General features: G+C 59.8%; 21 protein-coding genes. All 21 read left to right on the top strand.

What is annotated here, in order from left to right:
- The first annotated feature begins 1 nt into the window (after position 1).
- The 21 genes from pseF (at position 2) to ACP3TY_RS17450 (ending at position 20,630) form a co-directional block, all read left to right on the top strand.
- Entirely contained in the window at positions 2-697 is a 696-nt protein-coding gene (gene pseF / locus ACP3TY_RS17550) for a pseudaminic acid cytidylyltransferase (protein WP_426618080.1), read from the top strand.
- Positions 694-2,199, top strand: a complete 1,506-nt coding sequence (gene pseG / locus ACP3TY_RS17545; RefSeq protein WP_426618079.1) for a UDP-2,4-diacetamido-2,4,6-trideoxy-beta-L-altropyranose hydrolase — start codon at positions 694-696, stop codon at positions 2,197-2,199. Before pseF ends, pseG begins: the two co-directional genes overlap by 4 nt.
- Positions 2,192-3,244: a pseudaminic acid synthase gene (pseI, locus tag ACP3TY_RS17540; RefSeq protein WP_426618078.1), complete on the top strand. Its 1,053-nt coding sequence runs from the start codon at positions 2,192-2,194 to the stop codon at positions 3,242-3,244. Before pseG ends, pseI begins: the two co-directional genes overlap by 8 nt.
- Positions 3,245-3,470: 226 nt before the next feature.
- Entirely contained in the window at positions 3,471-4,397 is a 927-nt protein-coding gene (locus tag ACP3TY_RS17535) for a ketoacyl-ACP synthase III (RefSeq protein WP_053118335.1), read from the top strand.
- 84 nt (positions 4,398-4,481) lie between these two features.
- Positions 4,482-5,771: a motility associated factor glycosyltransferase family protein gene (locus tag ACP3TY_RS17530; RefSeq protein WP_426618077.1), complete on the top strand. Its 1,290-nt coding sequence runs from the start codon at positions 4,482-4,484 to the stop codon at positions 5,769-5,771.
- Complete coding sequence (locus ACP3TY_RS17525; protein ID WP_426618076.1) at positions 5,768-6,034, top strand: hypothetical protein; 267 nt, start codon at positions 5,768-5,770, stop codon at positions 6,032-6,034. Before ACP3TY_RS17530 ends, ACP3TY_RS17525 begins: the two co-directional genes overlap by 4 nt.
- A gap of 243 nt (positions 6,035-6,277) precedes the next feature.
- Positions 6,278-7,138 carry a flagellin domain-containing protein gene (locus tag ACP3TY_RS17520; protein WP_400650079.1) on the top strand — a complete coding sequence of 287 codons (861 nt, stop codon included), beginning with the start codon at positions 6,278-6,280 and terminating at the stop codon, positions 7,136-7,138.
- Positions 7,139-7,211: 73 nt separating this feature from the next.
- Positions 7,212-7,568: a flagellar protein FlaG gene (locus ACP3TY_RS17515; RefSeq protein WP_426618075.1), complete on the top strand. Its 357-nt coding sequence runs from the start codon at positions 7,212-7,214 to the stop codon at positions 7,566-7,568.
- An 82-nt stretch (positions 7,569-7,650) separates the two neighbouring features.
- Positions 7,651-9,081, top strand: a complete 1,431-nt coding sequence (gene fliD / locus ACP3TY_RS17510) for a flagellar filament capping protein FliD (protein WP_159812636.1) — start codon at positions 7,651-7,653, stop codon at positions 9,079-9,081.
- 129 nt (positions 9,082-9,210) lie between these two features.
- Positions 9,211-9,609, top strand: coding sequence for a flagellar export chaperone FliS (gene fliS, locus ACP3TY_RS17505; protein ID WP_282353876.1), 399 nt, complete (start codon positions 9,211-9,213; stop codon positions 9,607-9,609).
- A gap of 11 nt (positions 9,610-9,620) precedes the next feature.
- Positions 9,621-9,917, top strand: a complete 297-nt coding sequence (locus ACP3TY_RS17500) for a flagellar protein FliT (RefSeq protein ID WP_426618074.1) — start codon at positions 9,621-9,623, stop codon at positions 9,915-9,917.
- 172 nt (positions 9,918-10,089) lie between these two features.
- A complete protein-coding gene (locus ACP3TY_RS17495) occupies positions 10,090-11,565 on the top strand; it encodes a sigma-54 dependent transcriptional regulator (RefSeq protein ID WP_053118349.1) in 1,476 nt (491 codons plus the stop codon).
- Positions 11,566-11,675: 110 nt separating this feature from the next.
- The gene (locus ACP3TY_RS17490) at positions 11,676-12,887 is read left to right on the top strand and encodes a sensor histidine kinase (protein ID WP_053118350.1); all 1,212 of its coding nucleotides are present in this window, start codon (positions 11,676-11,678) and stop codon (positions 12,885-12,887) included.
- 5 nt (positions 12,888-12,892) lie between these two features.
- Positions 12,893-14,284: a sigma-54-dependent transcriptional regulator gene (locus ACP3TY_RS17485; protein ID WP_426618073.1), complete on the top strand. Its 1,392-nt coding sequence runs from the start codon at positions 12,893-12,895 to the stop codon at positions 14,282-14,284.
- Between the two features lie 126 nt (positions 14,285-14,410).
- Positions 14,411-14,740 (top strand): flagellar hook-basal body complex protein FliE, encoded by a 330-nt coding sequence (gene fliE / locus ACP3TY_RS17480; protein ID WP_053118352.1) that lies wholly within the window; start codon positions 14,411-14,413, stop codon positions 14,738-14,740.
- 15 nt (positions 14,741-14,755) lie between these two features.
- Positions 14,756-16,540, top strand: coding sequence for a flagellar basal-body MS-ring/collar protein FliF (gene fliF, locus ACP3TY_RS17475; protein WP_053118354.1), 1,785 nt, complete (start codon positions 14,756-14,758; stop codon positions 16,538-16,540).
- A complete protein-coding gene (gene fliG, locus ACP3TY_RS17470; RefSeq protein WP_053118356.1) occupies positions 16,533-17,552 on the top strand; it encodes a flagellar motor switch protein FliG in 1,020 nt (339 codons plus the stop codon). The genes fliF and fliG overlap by 8 nt, the downstream gene beginning before the upstream one ends.
- A gap of 4 nt (positions 17,553-17,556) precedes the next feature.
- Positions 17,557-18,363, top strand: a complete 807-nt coding sequence (gene fliH / locus ACP3TY_RS17465; protein ID WP_426618072.1) for a flagellar assembly protein FliH — start codon at positions 17,557-17,559, stop codon at positions 18,361-18,363.
- Positions 18,353-19,711: a flagellar protein export ATPase FliI gene (gene fliI, locus ACP3TY_RS17460; RefSeq protein WP_053118360.1), complete on the top strand. Its 1,359-nt coding sequence runs from the start codon at positions 18,353-18,355 to the stop codon at positions 19,709-19,711. Before fliH ends, fliI begins: the two co-directional genes overlap by 11 nt.
- A gap of 6 nt (positions 19,712-19,717) precedes the next feature.
- Entirely contained in the window at positions 19,718-20,170 is a 453-nt protein-coding gene (fliJ, locus tag ACP3TY_RS17455; protein ID WP_053118362.1) for a flagellar export protein FliJ, read from the top strand.
- Positions 20,171-20,324: 154 nt separating this feature from the next.
- The gene (locus ACP3TY_RS17450) at positions 20,325-20,630 is read left to right on the top strand and encodes an STAS domain-containing protein (RefSeq protein ID WP_159812646.1); all 306 of its coding nucleotides are present in this window, start codon (positions 20,325-20,327) and stop codon (positions 20,628-20,630) included.

Genomic DNA, 20,630 nt, shown 5'->3' with positions numbered 1-20,630 from the left:
CGTGAGTTGCGTTGCGATCATCCCCGCCCGTGGTGGCAGCAAGCGCATCCCGCGCAAGAACCTGAAACCGTTCGACGGTGTGCCGATGATCGTTCGCTCGATCCGCACGGCGCTGGATTCGGGGTTGTTCGAGCGGGTCGTGGTCAGCACCGACGACGCCGAGATTGCCGACGTGGCGCGGGCTCACGATGCTGATGTGCCGTTCCTGCGTCCGGCGGAACTGGCCGATGATTTTGCCGGTACTGCGCCGGTGATCGTGCATGCGTTGCAGCAACTGTCGGATTTCGATTACGCCTGCTGCGTCTATGCCACGGCGCCGTTGTTGCATGTGCGCTATTTGCGTCAGGGGCTTGAGTTGCTTGAGCAGAATCCGGACAAATCCTTTGCCTTCTCCGTGTGCAGTTTTGGCTTTCCGGTGCAGCGTGCATTGACGCTGGACGGGCAGGGCGCTTTACAAGCTTTGTACCCGGAGTTTCGCAACACTCGCTCGCAGGATCTGCCTGAGGCCTATCAGGATGCCGGGCAGTTTTATTGGGGTCGCAGTGACGCGTGGTTACGCGGTGAAGTGATCTATTCGCCCGCCAGTCTGCCGGTGATTCTGCCTCGGCATCTGGTGCAGGACATCGACACGCTGGAAGACTGGAAACGTGCCGAATACCTGTATGCCGCGCTGAAGGCTGGCGGAGAATTATCGTGAGAGTGCTGATCCGTGCCGATGCCTCGCCGACCATCGGCAGCGGCCACATTGCCCGTTGCCTGACGCTGGCGCGAGTACTGCGCGGGCAAGGCAGCCACGTCGCGTTTGCCTGTCGGCGCTTGCCGGGGCATCGGCTCGATGCGCTGAGCGCCGAGGGTTTCGAGACCTTCGCGCTGCCTGCACGCTATCCCGATGAAGACCCGCAGCAAGCCATCGAAGCGATGTTGCCGTGGCAGGCCGACATCGACGCGCTGGCGCAGCTGCTGGTTGGCCACGCCGCGTTCGACTGGATCATCGCCGACCATTACGGTCTCGATCATCACTGGCAAACCGCTGCCCGGCGCTGGGCGCCACGCATTGCGGCGGTCGATGATCTGGCCACGCGGCGCTACAGCGTCGACCTGTTGCTCAATCAGAATTTGTCCGGCCTCAGCGAAAATTATCAGCCGCTGCTGCCTGCCAATTGCCGCACGTTGCTCGGCCCGCGCTATGCGATGTTGCGCGAGGAATTCAATGCCCCGGCCATCGAGATCAAGCCGCAGGCGCAGCGACTGCTGGTGAATTTTGGCGGTTTCGATGCCGCCCGGCAGACCCATCACGCGATGTTGGCGCTGGCCGATTTTGCCGAGCTTGAAGTGGATTTTGTCGCCGGCGCCGACAACCCGGCCTGGACGCAAATGCAGTTGCTGGCCGAGACGCGGCCGCACTGGCGCCTGCACAGTTTTGTCAGCGATTTTCATCAGCGCATGCTTGCAGCTGATTTGTTTATTGGCGCTGGTGGCGGCACCAGTTGGGAGCGTGCGGCGCTCGGCTTGCCGACGATTTGCATCGCGGTGTCGAACAACCAGCAGGTCAACGGCGAAGTCATGGCGGCAGCCGGTGCGCATGTGTTCATGGGCGCCCGTGAGCAGGTCAGTGTCGAGCAGTTGCGCGATGCGATCGGCTTCGTCGTTGGCAACTTTTATCTGCGGCAAAGTCTGGCCGAGCGCTCGCGGCAATTGGTCGACGGTCGTGGTGCTTTGCGCGTAGCGGCAGCGCTGGCTGGCGCGGTGCTGAAACTGCGCCCGGCGACGCTGGACGATGCGCAATTGTTGTTCGACGGACGCAACGCCGAAGCGGTGCGACGCTGGTCGCAAAAAACCGATGTGATCGACCGCGAGCAGCATCAACACTGGTTGAGCGCGAGCCTGCGCAATCCGCAGCGACTGCTGTTGATTGCCGAAGGCGACGACGGCCCGGTCGGCGTGTTGCGTTATGACTTGCGTGGTTTTGCGGCCGAAGTTTCGCTGTATCTGTTTGAACAGCGTCTGGGCCTCGGTTGGGGCAGGGCGCTGCTCGCTCGCGGTGAGGCATTCGTCACGGCGCACTGGCCGCAACTGACCGCAATCAACGCGCAGGTTTCGCCTGCCAATCGCCCGTCATTGAATGTCTTTCGTGACGCCGGGTATCTGCAAAGTGCCTGTGCGTTCACCCGTGTCTTGAAGGAACACCCGCATGCCTGATTTCAAGATTGGCGATCGCCTGATCGGTGCCGACGCGCCGCCGTTCATCATCGCCGAGATGAGCGGCAACCATAACCAGTCGCTGGACGTGGCCCTGCAAATCGTCGAAGCGGCGGCGAAGGCTGGCGCGCATGCCTTGAAGCTGCAAACCTACACCGCTGAGACCATGACGCTGGATATCGCTGAGGGTGAGTTTTTCATCAAGGATCCGGGCAGCCTGTGGGCCGGTACGTCCTTGTATGACCTGTATGAGAAGGCGCATACGCCATGGGAATGGCACGCGCCGATTTTCGCTCGGGCGAAAGAGTTGGGCATGCTCGCGTTCTCGACACCGTTCGACGACAGCGCTGTGGATTTTCTCGAAAGCCTCGACGTACCGGCCTACAAGATCGCCAGTTTCGAGAACACCGATTTGCCGCTGATCCGTCGCGTCGCGGCCACCGGCAAACCGCTGATCATCTCCACCGGCATGGCGAGCATTGCTGAACTCGATGAAACCGTGCGCGCCGCCCGTGAGGCGGGGTGCAAGGATCTGGTGCTGCTTAAATGCACCAGCACCTACCCGGCGACACCGGCGAACAGCCACGTGCGTACGATTCCACATCTACGTGAACTGTTCGGCTGTGAAGTAGGGCTGTCTGATCATTCGATGGGCGTTGGCGTATCGGTGGCGGCGGTGGCGCTGGGCGCGACGGTGGTGGAAAAACATTTCACCCTCGACCGCGCGGCCGGTGGCGTCGACGCCAGTTTCTCGCTGGAACCGGCGGAGATGGCTAGCCTGGTGGTGGAAACCGAACGCGCCTGGCAGGCGCTGGGTCAGGTGCATTACGGCGTGACCGAGGCCGAGCGCAAGTCGGTGGTTTATCGCCGTTCGCTGTACGTCACCGCTGATATGGCCGCCGGTGAGCCTTTCACCGCCACCAATCTGCGCGCCATTCGTCCGGGTCTCGGGCTGCCGCCCAAGCACACCGACGCCGTTCTCGGCCGCTGCGCGCGCACGCCGATCAAGCGCGGTACGCCGCTGGACTGGTCGCTGATCGAATAGACCGATCTGCAATCGATTCGGCATTTATCGTGACTTGCGAGTCATAACGCGCATCTTCACTGTATTGTATTAATCGGTGAGATGGCGCCTGGCCCGTTATCGGTGGCAGTGATAGCCCTTTGCGCTCCCCGTGGCTGCCCGTTGTGGCGGCCGTTTTCTGTTTGTCAGCGCCCCTCGAAATCCTTGCGAGCGGTGGTCTTGGGCTGTTTTTTATTGGGAAGCCGTAATGATTGGCATAAAAAGCATTGCGAGCTACGTTCCTGTAGCCGGCGTGGACAATTACGCACAAGGTGCAAAATTCGAAAAGGATGAAGAATTCATCCTTGGCAAAATCGGTTCGGCGTTTCTGCCGCGCAAAGACGCTGATCAAGAAACCTCCGATCTGTGCGTGGAAGCGGCCAATGCGCTGTTTGCCAGCAACCCTGAACTGAAGCGTGAATCGATCGACGCGTTGATCGTCGTCACCCAGAACGGTGACGAAGAAGGCCTGCCGCACACTGCCGCGATCGTCCAGGACAAACTCGGCCTGCCGACCAATGTCGCTGCGTTCGATATTTCCCTGGGTTGCTCCGGTTACGTCTACGGCATCTACGCGATCAAGGGCTTTATGGAAGCCGCCGGCCTGAAGAACGGCCTGCTGATCACCGCTGACCCGTATTCGAAAATCGTCGACCCGGAAGACCGCAACACCACCATGCTGTTTGGCGATGCCGCCACTGCCACGTGGATGGGCGAAGATCCGACCTGGGCGCTGGGCAAGGCCAAGTTCGGCACCGACGGTTCCGGCGCACCACACTTGAAAGTCACCGATGGCGTGTTCTTCATGAACGGTCGTCAGGTATTCAACTTTGCGTTGCTGAAAGTCCCGGCGCACTTGCACGAGTTGCTCGACGACTCTGGCCTCAAGGCTGATGACATCGACGCGTTCTGCATTCACCAGGGCAGCGCGGCAATCGTTGATGCCGTGGCACGACGCTTCGAAGGCGAGCCGGAGAAGTTCATCAAGGACATGGTCGAGACCGGCAACACCGTGTCGTCGAGCATTCCGCTGCTGCTGGAAAAACACGTGATCGATTCCGACTGGCAGCGCATCGCGCTCAGCGGTTTCGGTGTGGGTCTGTCGTGGGGTTCGGCGATTATTTATCGTCCTTGAGCCACACAACGGCCGATACAAAAATAGCGCTCAAGGGTTAACCTTGAGCGCTATTTTTTTGCCTGAAACGGAGTGCGAGGCGTCATGAGCGAGTTTTTCCAGGCCAATGCCGAAGTCCTGCAACGACGCTGGCCGGCGCTGTTCGAGCGCTTGATGGCTGAGGACAGTTCGGCCATCGAGGCTGAGCTGACGCAAGGCCTGGGCTCGACGCTGAGCGTCAACGGCATCCAGCTCACCAGTCGTCATGACCGCACGCATGAGGCGCGGATTCAGGCCGCCAGCCTCGCGGACAAAGCGCAACTGCACGTCTACGGCACCGGTCTCGGCGATCTGCCGGGCGTGTTGCTGGAGCGCTCAAACCTTGATCGCTTATACGTGCACATCCTCAATGGCGCGTTGTTTGCGCTGGTGCTGCAACTGCTTGATCAACGGCAGTGGCTGGAAGATCCGCGCGTGGAGCTGTTTTATGCAGGCGATCTTTCCGATATCTGCACGCCGTTTTTTGCCCTGCCGGCCGAGATGCTGCTGGCGGATGACTTCAACGCGAAGATCCGTGATCGGCTGGTCAATGAAGTTCATCTGACTTTCAACAACCGCGAATTCGACGTGCAGTCGCCGATTATTCAACAGCGTTTGCAGGATTGTTTGCCGGTACTGCTGGGCGATGAGGATGTGGCGCAATTGTTCGGCACCTGCGCCGGCCGCGAGGTGTTTGTGATCGGTACTGGCCCGACGCTGGAGAGCCATTTCGAACGGTTGGCGGCGATTAGTCAGCAGGCTGATCGTCCATTGTTTATCGCCGTGGATACCGCTTATCGGCCGTTGCGCGAACACGGGATCGTCCCGGACATGGTGGTGAGCATCGATCAGCGTATCGGCTTCCGTCATTTGCCGGTCGAGGAATCGGCAGGGATTACTTTGGTGTACCTGCCGATGAGTGATCCCGATGTACTGACGACCTGGAAGGGCAAGCGCTACGGTGGTTATTCGGCAAGTCCGGTGTACGCCGGTTTGCGCGGGCAACATCCGCGCGCGCTGCTGCATGTCGGTGGCAGTGTGATTCATCCCGCCGTCGATCTGGCGGTGAAGATGGGCGCCGCGCGCATCACGCTGTTCGGCGCTGACTTTGCGTTTCCCAACAACAAGACCCACGCCGGCTGGAACGACGGCGATCTGGGGCCGGGCGTGAATCAGGCGCGGCACTGGGTGCTCGACGGAAGCGGTCAGCGCGTGCCGACACAACTCAACTTTCGCGGTTATCTGTGTGTGCTGGAACGCTACATCGCCGCGCATCCGCACGTGCAGTTCTATAACAGCAGCCGCGCGGGCGCGTTGATTGCAGGCACGCAGTTCGACCCGGAGTTTGTGCAATGACCGCTATCGATAAATGCATGGATGAGTGCCGTCAGTGCGCTGGGTTGTTTCGTCTGGGCCGTGATGTCGAGGCAGCGCTGGTCATGGTTGACGTGTTTGAAGGCGCGCAGCAGGCGCTCATGTCGGCATCGACCGATGTCCAGCAAGCCTGGGCGACCTTGCTGACGCCAATCCTTGAATGCCAAGAGCGTCAGGACTGGTTGGGCCTCGCCGATTTCATGGAGTACGAACTGATCGAATTGCTGCAAAGCACGCAGCGCTGAAGGCGACCAACGGCACTGGCCCGCTGCTTTACGCCGTAGTCGATTTTATGACGTCATTTTTTCGTGGGCGGGGCGCGGCTAAGCCCTTGTTTTCTCGGGGGTGGCAGGGTGATGGCAAATTTTTTTCAAAAAGCCCTCAAGCAACCCGCAAACCCGACGATAACTATTACGAAGGTTCTCTAGGCCATACCCGGCGGTTGCCAGGGCCGGAAGCCGCAGTACCCAACCAACGAGGAATTCGTCATGGCTTTAACAGTAAACACCAACACCACATCGTTGAACGTTCAGAAAAACCTGAACCGCGCTTCCGACGCTCTGTCGACTTCGATGCAACGTCTGTCTTCCGGCCTGAAAATCAACAGCGCTAAAGATGACGCCGCTGGCCTGCAGATCTCCAACCGTATGTCCTCGCAGATCCGTGGTAACACTCAGGCGATCCAGAACGCCAACGACGGTATCTCCGTAGCTCAGACCGCTGAAGGCGCTCTGCAAGCAACTACCGACATCCTGCAGCGTATGCGTGAACTGGCTGTTAAAGCACGTAACGGTACCAACGGCACTGCTGACCAGACCGCTACCAACTCTGAATTCGCTCAGATGTCCGACGAGATCACCCGTATCTCGGCTTCGACCAACCTGAACGGCAAAAACCTGCTCGACGGTTCGGCTGGTACTGTGACCCTGCAAGTGGGCGCGAACACCGGTTCGGCTAACCACATCGACCTGGTACTGACTGGCAAGTTCGACGCAACCAGCCTGTCCGTAAACAGCGGTGCTCTGGTTCTGACTGGTACTTCGGGTACTGGCGCTGGTTCCGCTTCGGTGAACATCGATAACGCGATCACCGCAATCGACGCTGCTATCGCTTCGATCGGTGCAACCCGTGCAAACCTGGGTGCTTCGCAAAACCGTCTGACCAGCACCATCTCCAACCTGCAGAACATCACTGAAAACACCACCGCTGCTCAGGGTCGTGTACAGGACACCGACTTCGCCGCAGAAACTGCTAACCTGACCAAGCAGCAAACTCTGCAGCAAGCTTCGACTTCCGTACTGGCTCAAGCCAACCAACTGCCTTCCGCTGTACTGAAGCTGCTTCAGTAATTCCGGATCGAGTTTAAGCGGGGGAGTGCGCTTGTCGTGCTCTCTCGCTTTTTTACGTTAAGAGGTGATGGGCATGGACATGAGCGTAAAGCTTAGCGTGTCTTATCCGGCTCCGAAGCCCGCAGCCCCGGTCTCTGACAAGCCGTCAGAAGTACCTGAAGTTGCCAAGGCAGACGCTCCGGGCGCTGACAAGCACCAGGATACGGACGATGCCAAGTTGAAGCTGGCGGTGCAGGAGATCGAAAAGTTCGTACAGTCGATCAAGCGCAATCTGGAGTTCTCGATCGATGAACATTCCGGAAAAGTCATCGTCAAAGTGATCGCAAGCGAGACGGGTGAAGTCGTTCGACAGATTCCCTCCGCCGAAGCTCTAAAGCTGGCAGACAGCCTGGCCAACGCCAGTCACGTGTTGTTCGACGCCAAGGTCTGATAGCTGGCATGAATCGTGTTTGTTCGTTCTCAAGACGCCCGTAGCGGTCAAAAGAATGGCGACAACCTGAAGGGAGATGCACATGGCAAGTCCAATTTTACCGGGTTCCGGACTGGGTTCCGGCCTGGACATCGGCGCGATCGTTACCGCGCTGGTTAACGCCGACAAGTCTGCCAAGCAGACGCAGATCGACACTCAGACGAAAACCAACTCGCTGAAGATTTCCGGTGTCGGTTCGCTGAAAAGCGCGCTGGCGGCGTTTCAGAAATCGATGACCGACCTCAACAAAGCGTCGAGCCCTGCGTTTGCCGGGTTTACTGCGACCTCCGGTACCCCGACCGTTTTAGGCGTTACGTCCGACAGCACCGCTGTGCCGGGAACCTACAACGTTGTCGTGAAGAGTCTGGCCACCGGTTCGAAAGTAGCCAGTGCCTCTTTCGCTGGCGGTACGACCAGTGCCATTCCGAGTGGTACTCTGAAAATCAGTCAGAATGGCACTGATTATCCTGTGACGATTCCGGCCAATGCCACGCTGCAAAGCACTCGCGACGCGATCAACACCGCGCAGGCGAGCAACGGTATTTCTGCCAACATCGTGACCGACAGCTCCGGCGCTTCGCGTCTGGTGATCAGCTCCAACAAGACCGGCGCAGGTTCCGACCTCAGCGTCAGCGGTATTGCCGGCCTTGAGATTGACGGCACTAAAGTCATGGGTGGGACACCGGCGGCGGGCGATGCCGGATCCGTCAACGGTGTCGCCAAAGACGCCGCCATCACCATCGATGGCTTGGCCGTGACCAGCAAAAGCAACACGGTGACGGGTGCAATCAGTGGTCTGACGCTGAACCTTGCGTCCATGAGCACTGGCGACACACCGACCGTTGTGACGGTTGCCACCAACACCACTGGAATCCAGACTTCGCTTCAGACGTTCGTCGATTCCTACAACACCCTGAAAAAGGCCATCGACACGCTGTCCAAGGCAACACCGGATGCGGACGGTAATCTGACCGTTTCCGCAGCGTTCACCGGTGACTCGCTGCCGCGCTCGCTGATGGCTGACATTCGTGAGCAGTTGACCGAATCTGGCCCGAGTGCGCAACTGACGGTGTTGTCGCAGTTGGGCGTAATGACCGACAGCAAAACCGGTCTGCTGGCACTCGACACCGCTGTGTTCAACAAACGAATGGACACACCGGGCATGGCTGGTCAGGTTCAGCAGATGTTCTCCGGCACCAACGCCACTAACGGTTTGTTGGCGCGCATGAGCAGTGCGGTCGACCCGTACGTCAAGACCGGCGGCCTGCTCGATCAGCGCAGCTCCAACCTGACCAACCTCTCGTCTAGCCTGCAAAAGCAGCAGACGGCGCTGGATCTGCATGTCACCAGCCTGACGGCAACGCTGACCGCAAAATACAACGCGATGGATCTGTTGGTCGGGCAGATGAAAGCAACGGCGAGCAACATCACGTCGTTCTTCAGCTCGCTCAATGCTCAGCAATCCGCGAAGTAACAGGTAAGAACGACAAAAACCCGGCTACGCTTTATCGGCGTGCGCCGGGTTTTTGTCTTTTCATTTAAAGTTTTCAGACTCGTTGGCGATACATTGGTTATACGAGTCATTGTGGCAATGAGGTAAAACATGAACCCGATGTTAGCCCTTCGGCAGTACCAGAAAGTCGGTGCGCACGCACAGACCTCCGAAGCGAGCCCGCACCGCCTGGTGCAAATGTTGATGGAAGGTGGCCTGGCCCGTATCGCTCAGGCCAAGGGTGCCATCGAGCGCAAGGACATTCCCGGCAAGTGCACCTCAATCAGCAAAGCGATCGGTATTGTCAGCGGTCTGCGCGAAGGTCTGGATCTGGAAAACAGTGCCGAGGCGCTGGCCGATCTGGACGGTCTGTACATCTACATGATGAAACGCCTGGCCGAGGCGAACATCAGTAGCGATCCACGCATTCTTGATGAAGTCGCCGGGCTGCTGACGACGGTAAAAGAGGGCTGGGATGCCATCGCGCCTACGCCTGCTCCGCAGTTCTAAAGGAGAGCACCATGAGTCTTGTATTGCAGCAAATCGCTGACACTCGTCAAGCACTGGTCAGTGCGCTGGCTGATCGTAACTGGGAAGCCATTGGCGAGCTGGATCTGGCATGTCGTTCCTGCATGGAAGACGTCATGGCGGAAGCTTCGCTGGACGAAGGCGCGTTGCGCGATAATCTGGAAGAGTTGCTGCATGTTTATCGGCAGCTGCTTGAAGTGGCCATGGGCGAACGCCAGGCGATAGTCGATGAGATGTCGCAGATCACCCAAGCGCGGAACGCGGCAAAGGTTTACCATCTGTTTGGTTAATTAACCTTCAGTTAATCCAGAGATGTGCGCCATAAATTTGACTGTGCACGGTTTTTTGACTTAACTAGTGGCTGTTTTCAGATTTCGGGCGTCTACAGGCACAGAGTGTCCTGCAAACGTCTCGCTTGCCCCCATTTTCGGGCATTGAGTTGACCAGGGAAGTTGCTATTGCATGTGGCGTGAAACCAAAATTCTGCTGATCGATGACGATAGCGTCCGCCGCCGCGACCTGGCGGTGATTTTAAATTTTCTCGGCGAAGAAAATTTACCCTGCGGCAGCCATGACTGGCAGCAGGCAGTCGGCTCTTTGTCGTCTAGTCGTGAAGTCATTTGCGTACTGATCGGGACGGTTAATGCTCCTGGCGCGCTTTTGGGCTTGTTAAAGACACTCTCAAGCTGGGATGAGTTCCTTCCCGTCTTGCTGATGGGCGATAATTCTTCCGTCGACTTGCCGGAAGACCAGCGCCGCCGGGTGTTGTCGACCCTGGAAATGCCGCCGAGCTACAGCAAATTGCTCGACTCCCTGCACCGTGCCCAAGTCTATCGCGAGATGTACGACCAGGCCCGTGAGCGCGGTCGCCATCGCGAACCCAACCTGTTCCGCAGCCTCGTCGGCACCAGCCGTGCGATTCAGCACGTGCGCCAGATGATGCAGCAAGTCGCCGATACCGACGCCAGCGTGCTGATCCTTGGCGAGTCCGGCACTGGCAAGGAAGTGGTCGCGCGTAACCTGCATTACCATTCCAAGCGTCGCGACGCGCCGTTTGTGCCGGTCAACTGCGGGGCGATCCCGGCCGAGTTGCTCGAAAGCGAATTGTTCGGCCACGAGAAGGGCGCCTTCACCGGCGCGATCACCAGCCGTGCTGGCCGCTTTGAGTTGGCCAACGGCGGGACGCTGTTCCTCGACGAAATCGGCGACATGCCGCTGCCGATGCAGGTCAAACTGCTGCGCGTCCTGCAGGAACGCACCTTCGAACGCGTGGGCAGCAACAAGACCCAGAGCGTCGATGTGCGCATCATTGCCGCGACCCACAAGAATCTCGAAAGCATGATCGAGATCGGCACCTTCCGCGAAGACCTTTACTATCGCCTGAACGTGTTCCCGATCGAGATGGCGCCGCTGCGTGAGCGCGTCGAAGACATCCCGCTGCTGATGAACGAACTGATCTCGCGCATGGAACACGAAAAGCGCGGCTCGATCCGTTTCAACTCGGCGGCGATCATGTCGCTGTGCCGTCACGGCTGGCCGGGCAACGTCCGCGAGTTGGCTAACCTGGTTGAGCGCATGGCGATCATGCACCCGTACGGGGTGATCGGCGTGGTCGAGTTGCCGAAGAAATTCCGCTACGTCGACGACGAAGACGAGCAACTGGTCGACAGCTTGCGCAGTGATCTCGAAGAGCGCGTGGCCATCAACGGTCATACCCCGGACTTCACCGCCAACGCCTTGCTGCCGCCGGAAGGTCTGGATCTGAAGGACTACCTCGGTGGTCTCGAACAAGGCCTTATTCAGCAAGCGCTGGACGACGCCAATGGCATCGTGGCGCGTGCGGCCGAGCGTCTGCGTATTCGCCGCACCACGCTGGTGGAGAAGATGCGCAAGTACGGCATGAGCCGCCGCGACGGAGACGAACAGGCGGAGGATTGACGCCTGTTTTTCAACTGCTTCATTTATAAGCAGTTTTTTTTAGGCACGGGTATTGCTACATCCCTCGCAACGTTCCGTTTAACTGACGGTCAGCCACGCGAGAGACCACAATGCCCCACGCTGCCCCGATCTCTTCTGCCTCCCGATCCGAGGCATCATCCTCGTCCGTAGAGCAGGCCAGCCGGCAGGGTCTTGAGCAGTCGTTCGCACTGTTCAATCAGATGTCGAGCCAACTGACCGACTCTTACAGCATGCTTGAAGCGCGGGTGACCGAGCTCAAGGGTGAACTGGCCGTGGTCAGCGCCCAGCGCATGCAGGAACTGGCGGAAAAAGAACGCCTGGCCAACCGTCTGCAAAACCTCCTTGATCTGTTGCCCGGTGGCGTCATTGTGATTGACGGTCACGGCATCGTCGTTGAGGCCAATCCGGCCGCGATCGAGTTGCTCGGCCTGCCGCTGGAAGGCGAATTGTGGCGCCACGTCATTGCCCGCTGCTTCGCGCCGCGTGAAGACGATGGCCATGAAATCTCTCTGAAAAACGGTCGACGCTTGTCGATTGCCACCCGCTCGCTGGATGCCGAGCCGGGGCAATTGGTGCTGCTCAACGATTTGACCGAAACCCGTCATCTGCAAGATCAACTGGCGCGCCACGAGCGTCTGTCGTCGCTGGGGCGCATGGTCGCTTCGCTGGCCCATCAGATCCGCACGCCACTGTCTGCTGCATTGCTGTACGCCAGTCATTTGACTGAGCAGGAATTGCCGGTCGCCACTCAACAGCGTTTCGCCGGGCGCCTGAAAGAACGCCTGCACGAGCTGGAGCACCAGGTGCGCGACATGCTGGTGTTCGCCCGTGGCGAGCTGCCGCTGACCGATCGCCTGACGCCGACTGCCCTGATGCAATCGCTGCAAGCCGCCGCGTTGACCCATGTGCAGGATCTGCCTATCCGTTGGCAGTGCGACAGTCATGCCGGCGAGTTGCTGTGCAACCGGGACACGCTGGTCGGCGCGCTGCTGAATTTGATCGAAAACGCCATTCAGGCCAGTCCCGGTGACGTGCGCCTGAAAGTGCATTGCTACGCCCGCGACAACACGTTGCGCATCAGCGTCAGTGACAGCGGCAGCGGCATCGAACCCGCCGTTCTGGCGCGTCTCGGCGAACCTTTTTTCACCACCAAAGTGACCGGGACTGGCCTCGGCCTGACCGTGGTCAAAGCGGTCGCCCGTGCGCATCAGGGAGAATTGCTGCTGCGCTCGCGAGTCGGGCGCGGCACGTGCGCGCAGGTGATCCTGCCGCTGTTTTCCGCTGTACAAGGAGCTGAGTGATCGCCATGGGCATCAAGGTTTTGCTGGTCGAGGACGACCGCTCGTTGCGCGAAGCGCTGACCGACACGCTGTTGCTGGCCGGGCATGATTACCATGCGGTCGGCAGCGCGGAAGAAGCGTTGACGGCGGTGGCGCGTGAAGCGTTCAGTCTGGTGGTCAGCGACGTCAATATGCCCGGCATGGATGGTCATCAATTGCTCGCGCTGCTGCGCTCGCGCCAGCCGCAATTGCCGGTGTTGCTGATGACTGCGCACGGCGCAGTTGAGCGCGCAGTCGATGCGATGCGTCAGGGCGCGGCGGATTATCTGGTCAAGCCGTTTGAGCCCAAGGCCTTGCTCGATCTGGTCGCGCGGCATGCGCTGGGCAATCTCGGCGCGTGCGAAAGCGAAGGGCCGATTGCGGTCGAACCGGCCAGCGCTCAGCTTCTTGAGTTGGCGGCACGCGTCGCGCGCAGCGATTCCACGGTGCTGATCTCCGGCGAGTCCGGCACCGGTAAAGAAGTGCTGGCGCGCTACATTCACCAGCAATCCCATCGCGCCAATCAACCGTTCATTGCGATCAACTGCGCGGCGATCCCGGACAACATGCTCGAAGCGACATTATTCGGGCACGAGAAAGGCTCGTTCACCGGCGCCATTGCTGCTCAGGCCGGCAAGTTTGAGCAGGCAGATGGCGGCACCATTCTGCTCGACGAAATCTCCGAGATGCCGCTGGGCCTGCAAGCCAAACTGCTGCGCGTCCTGCAAGAGCGCGAAGTCGAGCGTGTTGGCGCGCGCAAGCCGATCACTCTGGATATTCGTGTGGTCGCCACCACTAACCGTGATCTGGCCGGTGAAGTGGCGGCGGGGCGTTTCCGTGAAGACTTGTTCTATCGGCTGTCGGTTTTTCCGCTGGCCTGGCGGCCGTTGCGCGAGCGCACCGCCGACATCCTGCCGCTGGCCGAGCGTCTGCTGGCCAAACACGTCAATAAAATGAAGCACGCGGCGGCAAAACTCTCGCCCGAGGCACAGGCGTGCCTGACCGGGTACCCGTGGCCGGGCAATGTCCGCGAGCTGGATAACGCCATTCAGCGCGCCTTGATTCTGCAGCAGGGCGGTTTGATCCAGCCGCAGGATTTCTGCCTGTCCGGCCCGGTGATGTTTGCCACGTTGCCTACGCCAGCGCCCGCTGCGCCGGTGATTCGTGAAGTCGAGATCGAGGCGGATTCTGCCGGTGCCTTGGGCGATGACCTGCGCCGCCGGGAGTTTCAGATGATCATCGACACCCTGCGCAGCGAACGTGGCCGGCGCAAAGAGGCGGCGGAAAAGCTCGGCATCAGCCCGCGCACCTTGCGCTACAAACTGGCGCAAATGCGTGATGCCGGGATGGATGTCGAAGGTTATCTGTTCGCCACTTGATCCCGCGCAATGCTGTGAAATAGCTTTTCTGAAAAGGGTGTCCATGAGCTGGCACCCTTGTTGCTAATACCTGTGTACCCGCCGAGTGAGTGTCAAAAAATTGCGGGCCGCCCAAGAGAGTAGACCATGAGCCAAGGTATTGAATTTAATCGGTTGATGATGGACATGAAGGCCATGAAAATGGACGCCATGTCTTCGCCGAAGACCACTTCCGCCGTGCCGGAAATGGCCGGCAGCAGCTTTTCCGACATGCTCGGTCAGGCCATCAACAAAGTCAGCGATACCCAGCAGGCGTCCACTCAGTTGGCCAATGCTTTCGAAGTCGGCAAGACCGGCGTCGACCTGACTGACGTGATGATCGCTTCGCAAAAAGCCAGCGTGTCGTTCCAGGCTCTGACCCAGGTGCGCAACAAACTGGTTCAGGCGTATCAAGACATCATGCAGATGCCGGTTTAAGGACGAGATTGAGTCATGGCAGAAGCAGTCGCCGATAACGTTCCGGCCAAGGCCACCCCGATAGACGGCAAACCGCCGCTGTTCGGCTTGTCCTTCCTGGAAAACCTCTCCGAGATGACCATGCTGCGTCAGGTGGGCCTGTTGGTCGGCCTGGCAGCGAGCGTGGCGATTGGCTTCGCCGTGGTGCTGTGGTCGCAGCAGCCGGATTATCGTCCGTTGTACGGCAGCCTTGCCGGCATGGACGCCAAGCAGGTCATGGACACCCTGGCCGCCGCTGACATTCCTTACAACGTCGAACCGAACTCCGGTGCCTTGCTGGTCAAGGCCGAAGACCTGTCCCGTGCGCGGATGAAACTCGCTGCCGCTGGTGTCACTCCCAGCGACGGCAATATCGGTTTCGAAATCCTCGACAAGGAACAGGGTCTGGGCACCAGCCAGTTCATGGAAGCGACCCGTTATCGTCGCGGCCTCGAAGGCGAACTGGCACGCACCATTTCCAGCCTGAACAACGTCAAGGGTGCCCGCGTGCACCTGGCGATTCCGAAAAGCTCGGTGTTCGTCCGTGATGAACGCAAGCCAAGCGCTTCGGTTCTGGTTGAGCTGTACTCCGGTCGTTCGCTGGAGCCGGGTCAGGTGATTGCGATCATCAACCTGGTGGCGACTTCCGTTCCCGAGTTGAGCAAATCGCAGATCACCGTCGTTGACCAGAAGGGCACCTTGCTCTCGGATCAGGCGGAAAACTCCGAAATGACCATGGCCGGCAAGCAGTTCGATTACAGCCGCCGCATGGAAAGCATGCTCACCCAGCGCGTACACAACATTCTGCAACCGGTGTTGGGCAACGATCGCTACAAGGCTGAAGTCTCGGCCGATATCGATTTCAATGCCGTCGAATCCACCGCCGAGCAGTTCAACCCGGATCAACCGGCGTTGCGCAGCGAGCAGTCGGTCAACGAACAACGTACCGCCAGCAATGGCCCGCAGGGTGTGCCGGGTGCCTTGAGCAACCAGCCGCCGTCGCCAGCCTCGGCACCGCAGACCACCGCCAATGCCGCTGCGCCGGCTGCTATGGTGCAACCGGGTCAGCCACTGGTGGATGCCAACGGTCAGCAGATCATGGATCCGGCCACCGGCCAGCCAATGCTCGCGCCGTACCCGGCAGACAAGCGTCAACAATCCACCAAGAACTTCGAGCTCGACCGTTCGATCAGCCACACCAAACAGCAGCAGGGTCGCCTGAATCGTCTGTCGGTGTCGGTGGTGGTCGACGATCAGGTCAAGGTCAATGCGGCCAACGGTGAAACCACCCGCGCGCCGTGGACCGCCGACGAATTGGCGCGCTTCACCCGTCTGGTGCAGGACGCCGTCGGTTTCGACGCCAGCCGTGGCGACAGCGTCAGCGTGATCAACATGCCGTTCTCCGCTGAACGCGGTGAAGTGATTGCCGACATTCCGTTCTACTCTCAGCCGTGGTTCTGGGACATCGTCAAACAAGTGCTGGGTGTGTTGTTCATCCTCGTGCTGGTGTTCGGCGTGCTGCGTCCGGTGCTCAACAACATCACCAACGGCGGCCGCAGCAAAGAGCTGGCGCTGGGCAGTGATGTCGAGCTCGGTGGCATGGGCGGTCTGGATGGCGAACTGGCCAACGACCGCGTCAGCCTCGGTGGTCCGCAATCCATTCTGCTGCCTAGCCCGAGCGAGGGTTATGACGCGCAGCTGAATGCAATCAAGAGTCTGGTGGCAGAAGACCCGGGTCGCGTGGCCCAGGTCGTGAAAGAGTGGATTAACGCAGATGAGTGATAACCGAGCCGCCAGCGTCAAACTGAACAAGGTCGACAAAGCCGCGATTCTGCTGCTGTCCCTGGGTTCGACCGATGCCGCACAAGTGTTGCGCCACATGGGCCCGAAAGAGGTTCAGCGGGTCGGCGTGGCCATGGCGCAGATGGGCAACGTCCATCGCGAGCAGGTCGAGCAGGTGATGAGTGAGTTCGTCGACATCGTCGGCGACCAGACCAGCCTCGGCGTCGGCTCCGACGACTACGTGCGCAAAATGCTCACCCAGGCATTGGGCGAAGACAAGGCCAACGGCCTGATCGACCGCATCCTGCTCGGTGGCAACACCAGCGGTCTCGACAGCCTGAAGTGGATGGAACCGCGCGCCGTTGCTGACGTGATTCGCTACGAACACCCGCAGATTCAAGCGATCGTGGTGGCGTACCTCGACCCCGATCAGGCCGGTGAAGTGCTCGGCAACTTCGACCACAAAGTGCGTCTGGACATCATCCTGCGCGTGTCGTCGCTGAACACCGTGCAGCCAGCGGCATTGAAAGAGCTGAACCAGATTCTCGAGAAGCAGTTCTCCGGCAACTCGAATGCCTCGCGCACCACCCTGGGTGGCATCAAGCGTGCGGCGGACATCATGAACTTCCTCGACAGCTCGATCGAGGGCCAGCTCATGGACTCGATCCGCGAAGTCGACGAAGACCTGTCCGGTCAGATCGAAGACCTCATGTTCGTGTTCAACAACCTCGCCGATGTCGACGACCGTGGCATTCAGGCGTTGCTGCGCGAAGTGTCTTCCGACGTGCTGGTGCTGGCCCTCAAGGGTTCGGACGAAGGCGTCAAAGAAAAGATCTTCAAGAACATGTCCAAGCGTGCCGCCGAACTGCTGCGCGACGACCTCGAAGCGAAGGGCCCGGTGCGCGTCAGCGACGTCGAAACCGCACAGAAAGAAATCCTCACCATCGCCCGCCGTATGGCCGAAGCCGGAGAAATCGTCCTCGGTGGCAAGGGCGGCGAGGAAATGATCTAAGCCCATGGACAAGCATGACGAGTCTGTGACGGATCTGATCCGCGCCCGCGATGTTCGTGGTTTCGAATCCTGGGCGCTGCCGAGCTTCGACCCGCCAAAACCGGAACCCGAGCCGGAGCCCGAGCCTGAACCGCCGGAAATGGAAGAAGTGCCGCTGGACGAAGTCCAGCCACTGACCCTGGAAGAACTCGAAAGCATCCGTCAGGAGGCTTACAACGAGGGCTTTGCCATTGGCGAAAAGGAAGGTTTCCACAGCGCCACCCTCAAGGTGCGTCAGGAAGCCGAAGTCGCATTGGCCGCCAAACTCGCCAGCCTTGAGCAGTTGATGGCCAACCTGTTCGAGCCGATCGCCGAGCAGGATACGCAGATCGAAAAATCGCTGGTCGACCTCGTGCAGCACATCACCAAACAGGTGATCCAGCGCGAACTGGCCATCGATTCGACTCAGATCGAACACGTCATGCGCGACGCCCTCAAGCTGTTGCCGCTGGGCGTCGACAACGTGCGTCTGTACGTCAATCCGCAGGACTTCGAGCAGGCCAAAGCCCTGCGCGAACGTCATGAAGAAACCTGGCGCATCGTTGAAGATGAAGCGCTGCTGCCGGGCGGTTGCCGTGTCGAAACCGCGCACAGTCGCATCGACGCGAGCATCGAAACCCGCGTCGGCCAAGTCATGGCCAAACTGTTCGATCAGTTGCACGAACAGGCGTTGCACCCGGCTGAAGCGGATCTGAGCCTGGATATTCCCGAAGACGTAAAACCGGCGGCCACTGCTGAAGAGCCGCTTGCGGACGACCCCGATGCGCCTTGAACGCACCAGTTTCGCCAAGCGCCTGGGCAGCTATGCCGAGGCCGTCGAAATTGCCGGGGCGCCGATTCTCGAAGGTCGCCTGCTGCGCATGGTCGGCCTCACCCTCGAAGCCGAAGGCCTGCGTGCCGCCATGGGCACGCGCTGCCTGGTGATCAACGACGACAGCTATCACCCCTCGCAGGTGGAAGCGGAAGTCATGGGTTTCTCCGGCAGCAAAGTCTTTCTGATGCCGGTAGGCAGTGTCGCCGGTATCGCCCCGGGCGCCCGCGTGGTGCCGCTCGCCGACACTGGACGTTTGCCGATGGGCATGAGCATGCTCGGTCGCGTGCTGGATGGCGCCGGTCGTGCGCTGGACGGCAAGGGCGGGATGAAAGCCGAAGACTGGGTGCCGATGGACGGCCCGACGATCAACCCGCTCAACCGTGACCCGATCAGCGAGCCGCTGGACGTCGGCATTCGTTGCATCAACGGTTTGCTGACGGTGGGGCGTGGTCAGCGTCTCGGTCTGTTCGCCGGTACTGGCGTTGGTAAATCCGTGCTGTTGGGCATGATGACCCGCTTCACCGAGGCCGACATTATTGTCGTCGGGCTGATTGGTGAGCGCGGTCGAGAAGTTAAGGAATTCATCGAGCACAGCCTTGGTGAAGAAGGTCTCAAGCGCTCGGTGGTCGTCGCCTCTCCGGCGGACGATGCGCCGCTGATGCGTCTGCGCGCGGCGATGTACTGCACGCGCATCGCCGAGTATTTCCGCGACAAGGGCAAGAACGTCCTGCTGCTGATGGATTCGCTGACCCGTTTCGCTCAGGCCCAGCGGGAAATCGCCTTGGCCATCGGCGAGCCGCCAGCGACCAAGGGTTATCCGCCATCGGTGTTCGCCAAGCTGCCGAAACTGGTGGAGCGCGCCGGTAATGCGGAGAAGGGCGGGGGTTCGATTACCGCGTTCTACACTGTGTTGTCCGAAGGCGATGACCAGCAGGATCCGATTGCCGACTCGGCCCGAGGCGTGCTCGACGGCCACATCGTGTTGTCGCGGCGTCTGGCCGAGGAAGGTCATTACCCGGCCATCGATATCGAAGCGTCGATCAGCCGGGTGATGCCGGCCGTGGTCTCGGTCGAGCACATGCAGCGTGCGCAGTATTTCAAGCAGTTGTGGTCGCGCTATCAGCAGAGCCGCGACTTGATCAGCGTGGGTGCCTACGTTGCCGGTGGCGATCGCGAAACCGATCTGGCGATCTCCCTGCACCCGCAGTTGGTGCGCTACCAGCGTCAGGGGCTCAACGACAAAATCAACATGGGCGAAAGCCAGGCCTACCTGGAAACCCTGTTCGCCCCAGCGGCGGGCGGGTAACCGGTCATGGCTGCCGTCAGTCGAGCCGCGCGTCTGGCGCCGGTGGTGGACATGGCTGAAAAAGCCGAGAAAACCGCCGTGCAGCGCCTCGGTTACTTTCAGGGCCAGGTGAAGGTGGCCGAAAGCAAACTCGCCGACCTTAATGCCTTTCGTCTGGATTATTCCGAGCAGTGGATCGTGCGCGGCAGCACCGGCGTGACCGGGCAGTGGTTGCTGGGTTTTCAGGGGTTTCTCGCGCAACTTGATACGGCTGTTGATCAGCAGCGGCAGAGTCTGAACTGGCACCAGAACAATCTCGATAAGGCGCGCGAGGCCTGGCAACAGGCGTTTGCCAAGGTCGAAGGCTTGCGCAAGCTGGTGCAGCGCTACCGCGAAGAAGCCCAGCGGCTTGAAGACAAACGCGAGCAGAAATTGCTCGACGAATTGTCGCAGCGCCTGCCACGGCATGAACCCTTTTAGAAGATCAAAAGATCGCAGCCTTCGGCAGCTCCTGCACGCGATCCCTGTAGGAGCTGCCGAAGGCTGCGATCTTTTGACGTTGCTTGTTCCTTGCCCCGAGGTCAGTCAGATGCTAAACCTTGTACACGTTCGTCAATGACAAGGAAGCCAGTCAATGTCAGTCGTTGCAGAAGTCTCACCGGATGGGAAAAAGCTCAGAATCTCGGTCAAAGGCCGATTCGATTTCGGCAAACATCAGGAATTTCGCAATTCCTATGAACGGGTCGACCCCGAGCCAAATTCCTATGAGCTGGATCTGAAAGAGACCACTTATCTGGACAGTTCCGCGCTCGGGATGCTGCTGCTCCTGCGTGACCACGCGGGCGGTGATGATTCGGATATCCGGGTGGTTAACCCCAACTCCGACGTGCGCAAAATCCTCGCCATCTCCAATTTCGACAAACTCTTCGACATCACGTGA

The sequence above is a fragment of the Pseudomonas rustica genome (assembly GCF_049959085.1).
Taxonomy (GTDB): domain Bacteria; phylum Pseudomonadota; class Gammaproteobacteria; order Pseudomonadales; family Pseudomonadaceae; genus Aquipseudomonas; species Aquipseudomonas rustica.
This window is presented reverse-complemented; position numbering and strand designations above follow the sequence as displayed.

Excerpts from the sequence above, each read along its gene's own strand:
- ACP3TY_RS17520 (WP_400650079.1), top strand. The coding sequence starts at position 6,278 with ATGGCTTTAACAGTAAACACCAACACCACATCGTTGAACGTTCAGAAA.
- ACP3TY_RS17490 (WP_053118350.1), top strand. The coding sequence starts at position 11,676 with ATGCCCCACGCTGCCCCGATCTCTTCTGCCTCCCGATCCGAGGCATCA.
- fliI (WP_053118360.1), top strand. The coding sequence starts at position 18,353 with ATGCGCCTTGAACGCACCAGTTTCGCCAAGCGCCTGGGCAGCTATGCC.
- fliE (WP_053118352.1), top strand. The coding sequence starts at position 14,411 with ATGAGCCAAGGTATTGAATTTAATCGGTTGATGATGGACATGAAGGCC.
- fliF (WP_053118354.1), top strand. The coding sequence starts at position 14,756 with ATGGCAGAAGCAGTCGCCGATAACGTTCCGGCCAAGGCCACCCCGATA.
- fliS (WP_282353876.1), top strand. The coding sequence starts at position 9,211 with ATGAACCCGATGTTAGCCCTTCGGCAGTACCAGAAAGTCGGTGCGCAC.
- pseI (WP_426618078.1), top strand. The coding sequence starts at position 2,192 with ATGCCTGATTTCAAGATTGGCGATCGCCTGATCGGTGCCGACGCGCCG.
- fliD (WP_159812636.1), top strand. The coding sequence starts at position 7,651 with ATGGCAAGTCCAATTTTACCGGGTTCCGGACTGGGTTCCGGCCTGGAC.
- ACP3TY_RS17525 (WP_426618076.1), top strand. The coding sequence starts at position 5,768 with ATGACCGCTATCGATAAATGCATGGATGAGTGCCGTCAGTGCGCTGGG.
- fliH (WP_426618072.1), top strand. The coding sequence starts at position 17,557 with ATGGACAAGCATGACGAGTCTGTGACGGATCTGATCCGCGCCCGCGAT.
- ACP3TY_RS17530 (WP_426618077.1), top strand. The coding sequence starts at position 4,482 with ATGAGCGAGTTTTTCCAGGCCAATGCCGAAGTCCTGCAACGACGCTGG.
- ACP3TY_RS17495 (WP_053118349.1), top strand. The coding sequence starts at position 10,090 with ATGTGGCGTGAAACCAAAATTCTGCTGATCGATGACGATAGCGTCCGC.
- ACP3TY_RS17515 (WP_426618075.1), top strand. The coding sequence starts at position 7,212 with ATGGACATGAGCGTAAAGCTTAGCGTGTCTTATCCGGCTCCGAAGCCC.
- ACP3TY_RS17500 (WP_426618074.1), top strand. The coding sequence starts at position 9,621 with ATGAGTCTTGTATTGCAGCAAATCGCTGACACTCGTCAAGCACTGGTC.
- ACP3TY_RS17450 (WP_159812646.1), top strand. The coding sequence starts at position 20,325 with ATGTCAGTCGTTGCAGAAGTCTCACCGGATGGGAAAAAGCTCAGAATC.
- fliG (WP_053118356.1), top strand. The coding sequence starts at position 16,533 with ATGAGTGATAACCGAGCCGCCAGCGTCAAACTGAACAAGGTCGACAAA.
- ACP3TY_RS17485 (WP_426618073.1), top strand. The coding sequence starts at position 12,893 with ATGGGCATCAAGGTTTTGCTGGTCGAGGACGACCGCTCGTTGCGCGAA.
- fliJ (WP_053118362.1), top strand. The coding sequence starts at position 19,718 with ATGGCTGCCGTCAGTCGAGCCGCGCGTCTGGCGCCGGTGGTGGACATG.
- ACP3TY_RS17535 (WP_053118335.1), top strand. The coding sequence starts at position 3,471 with ATGATTGGCATAAAAAGCATTGCGAGCTACGTTCCTGTAGCCGGCGTG.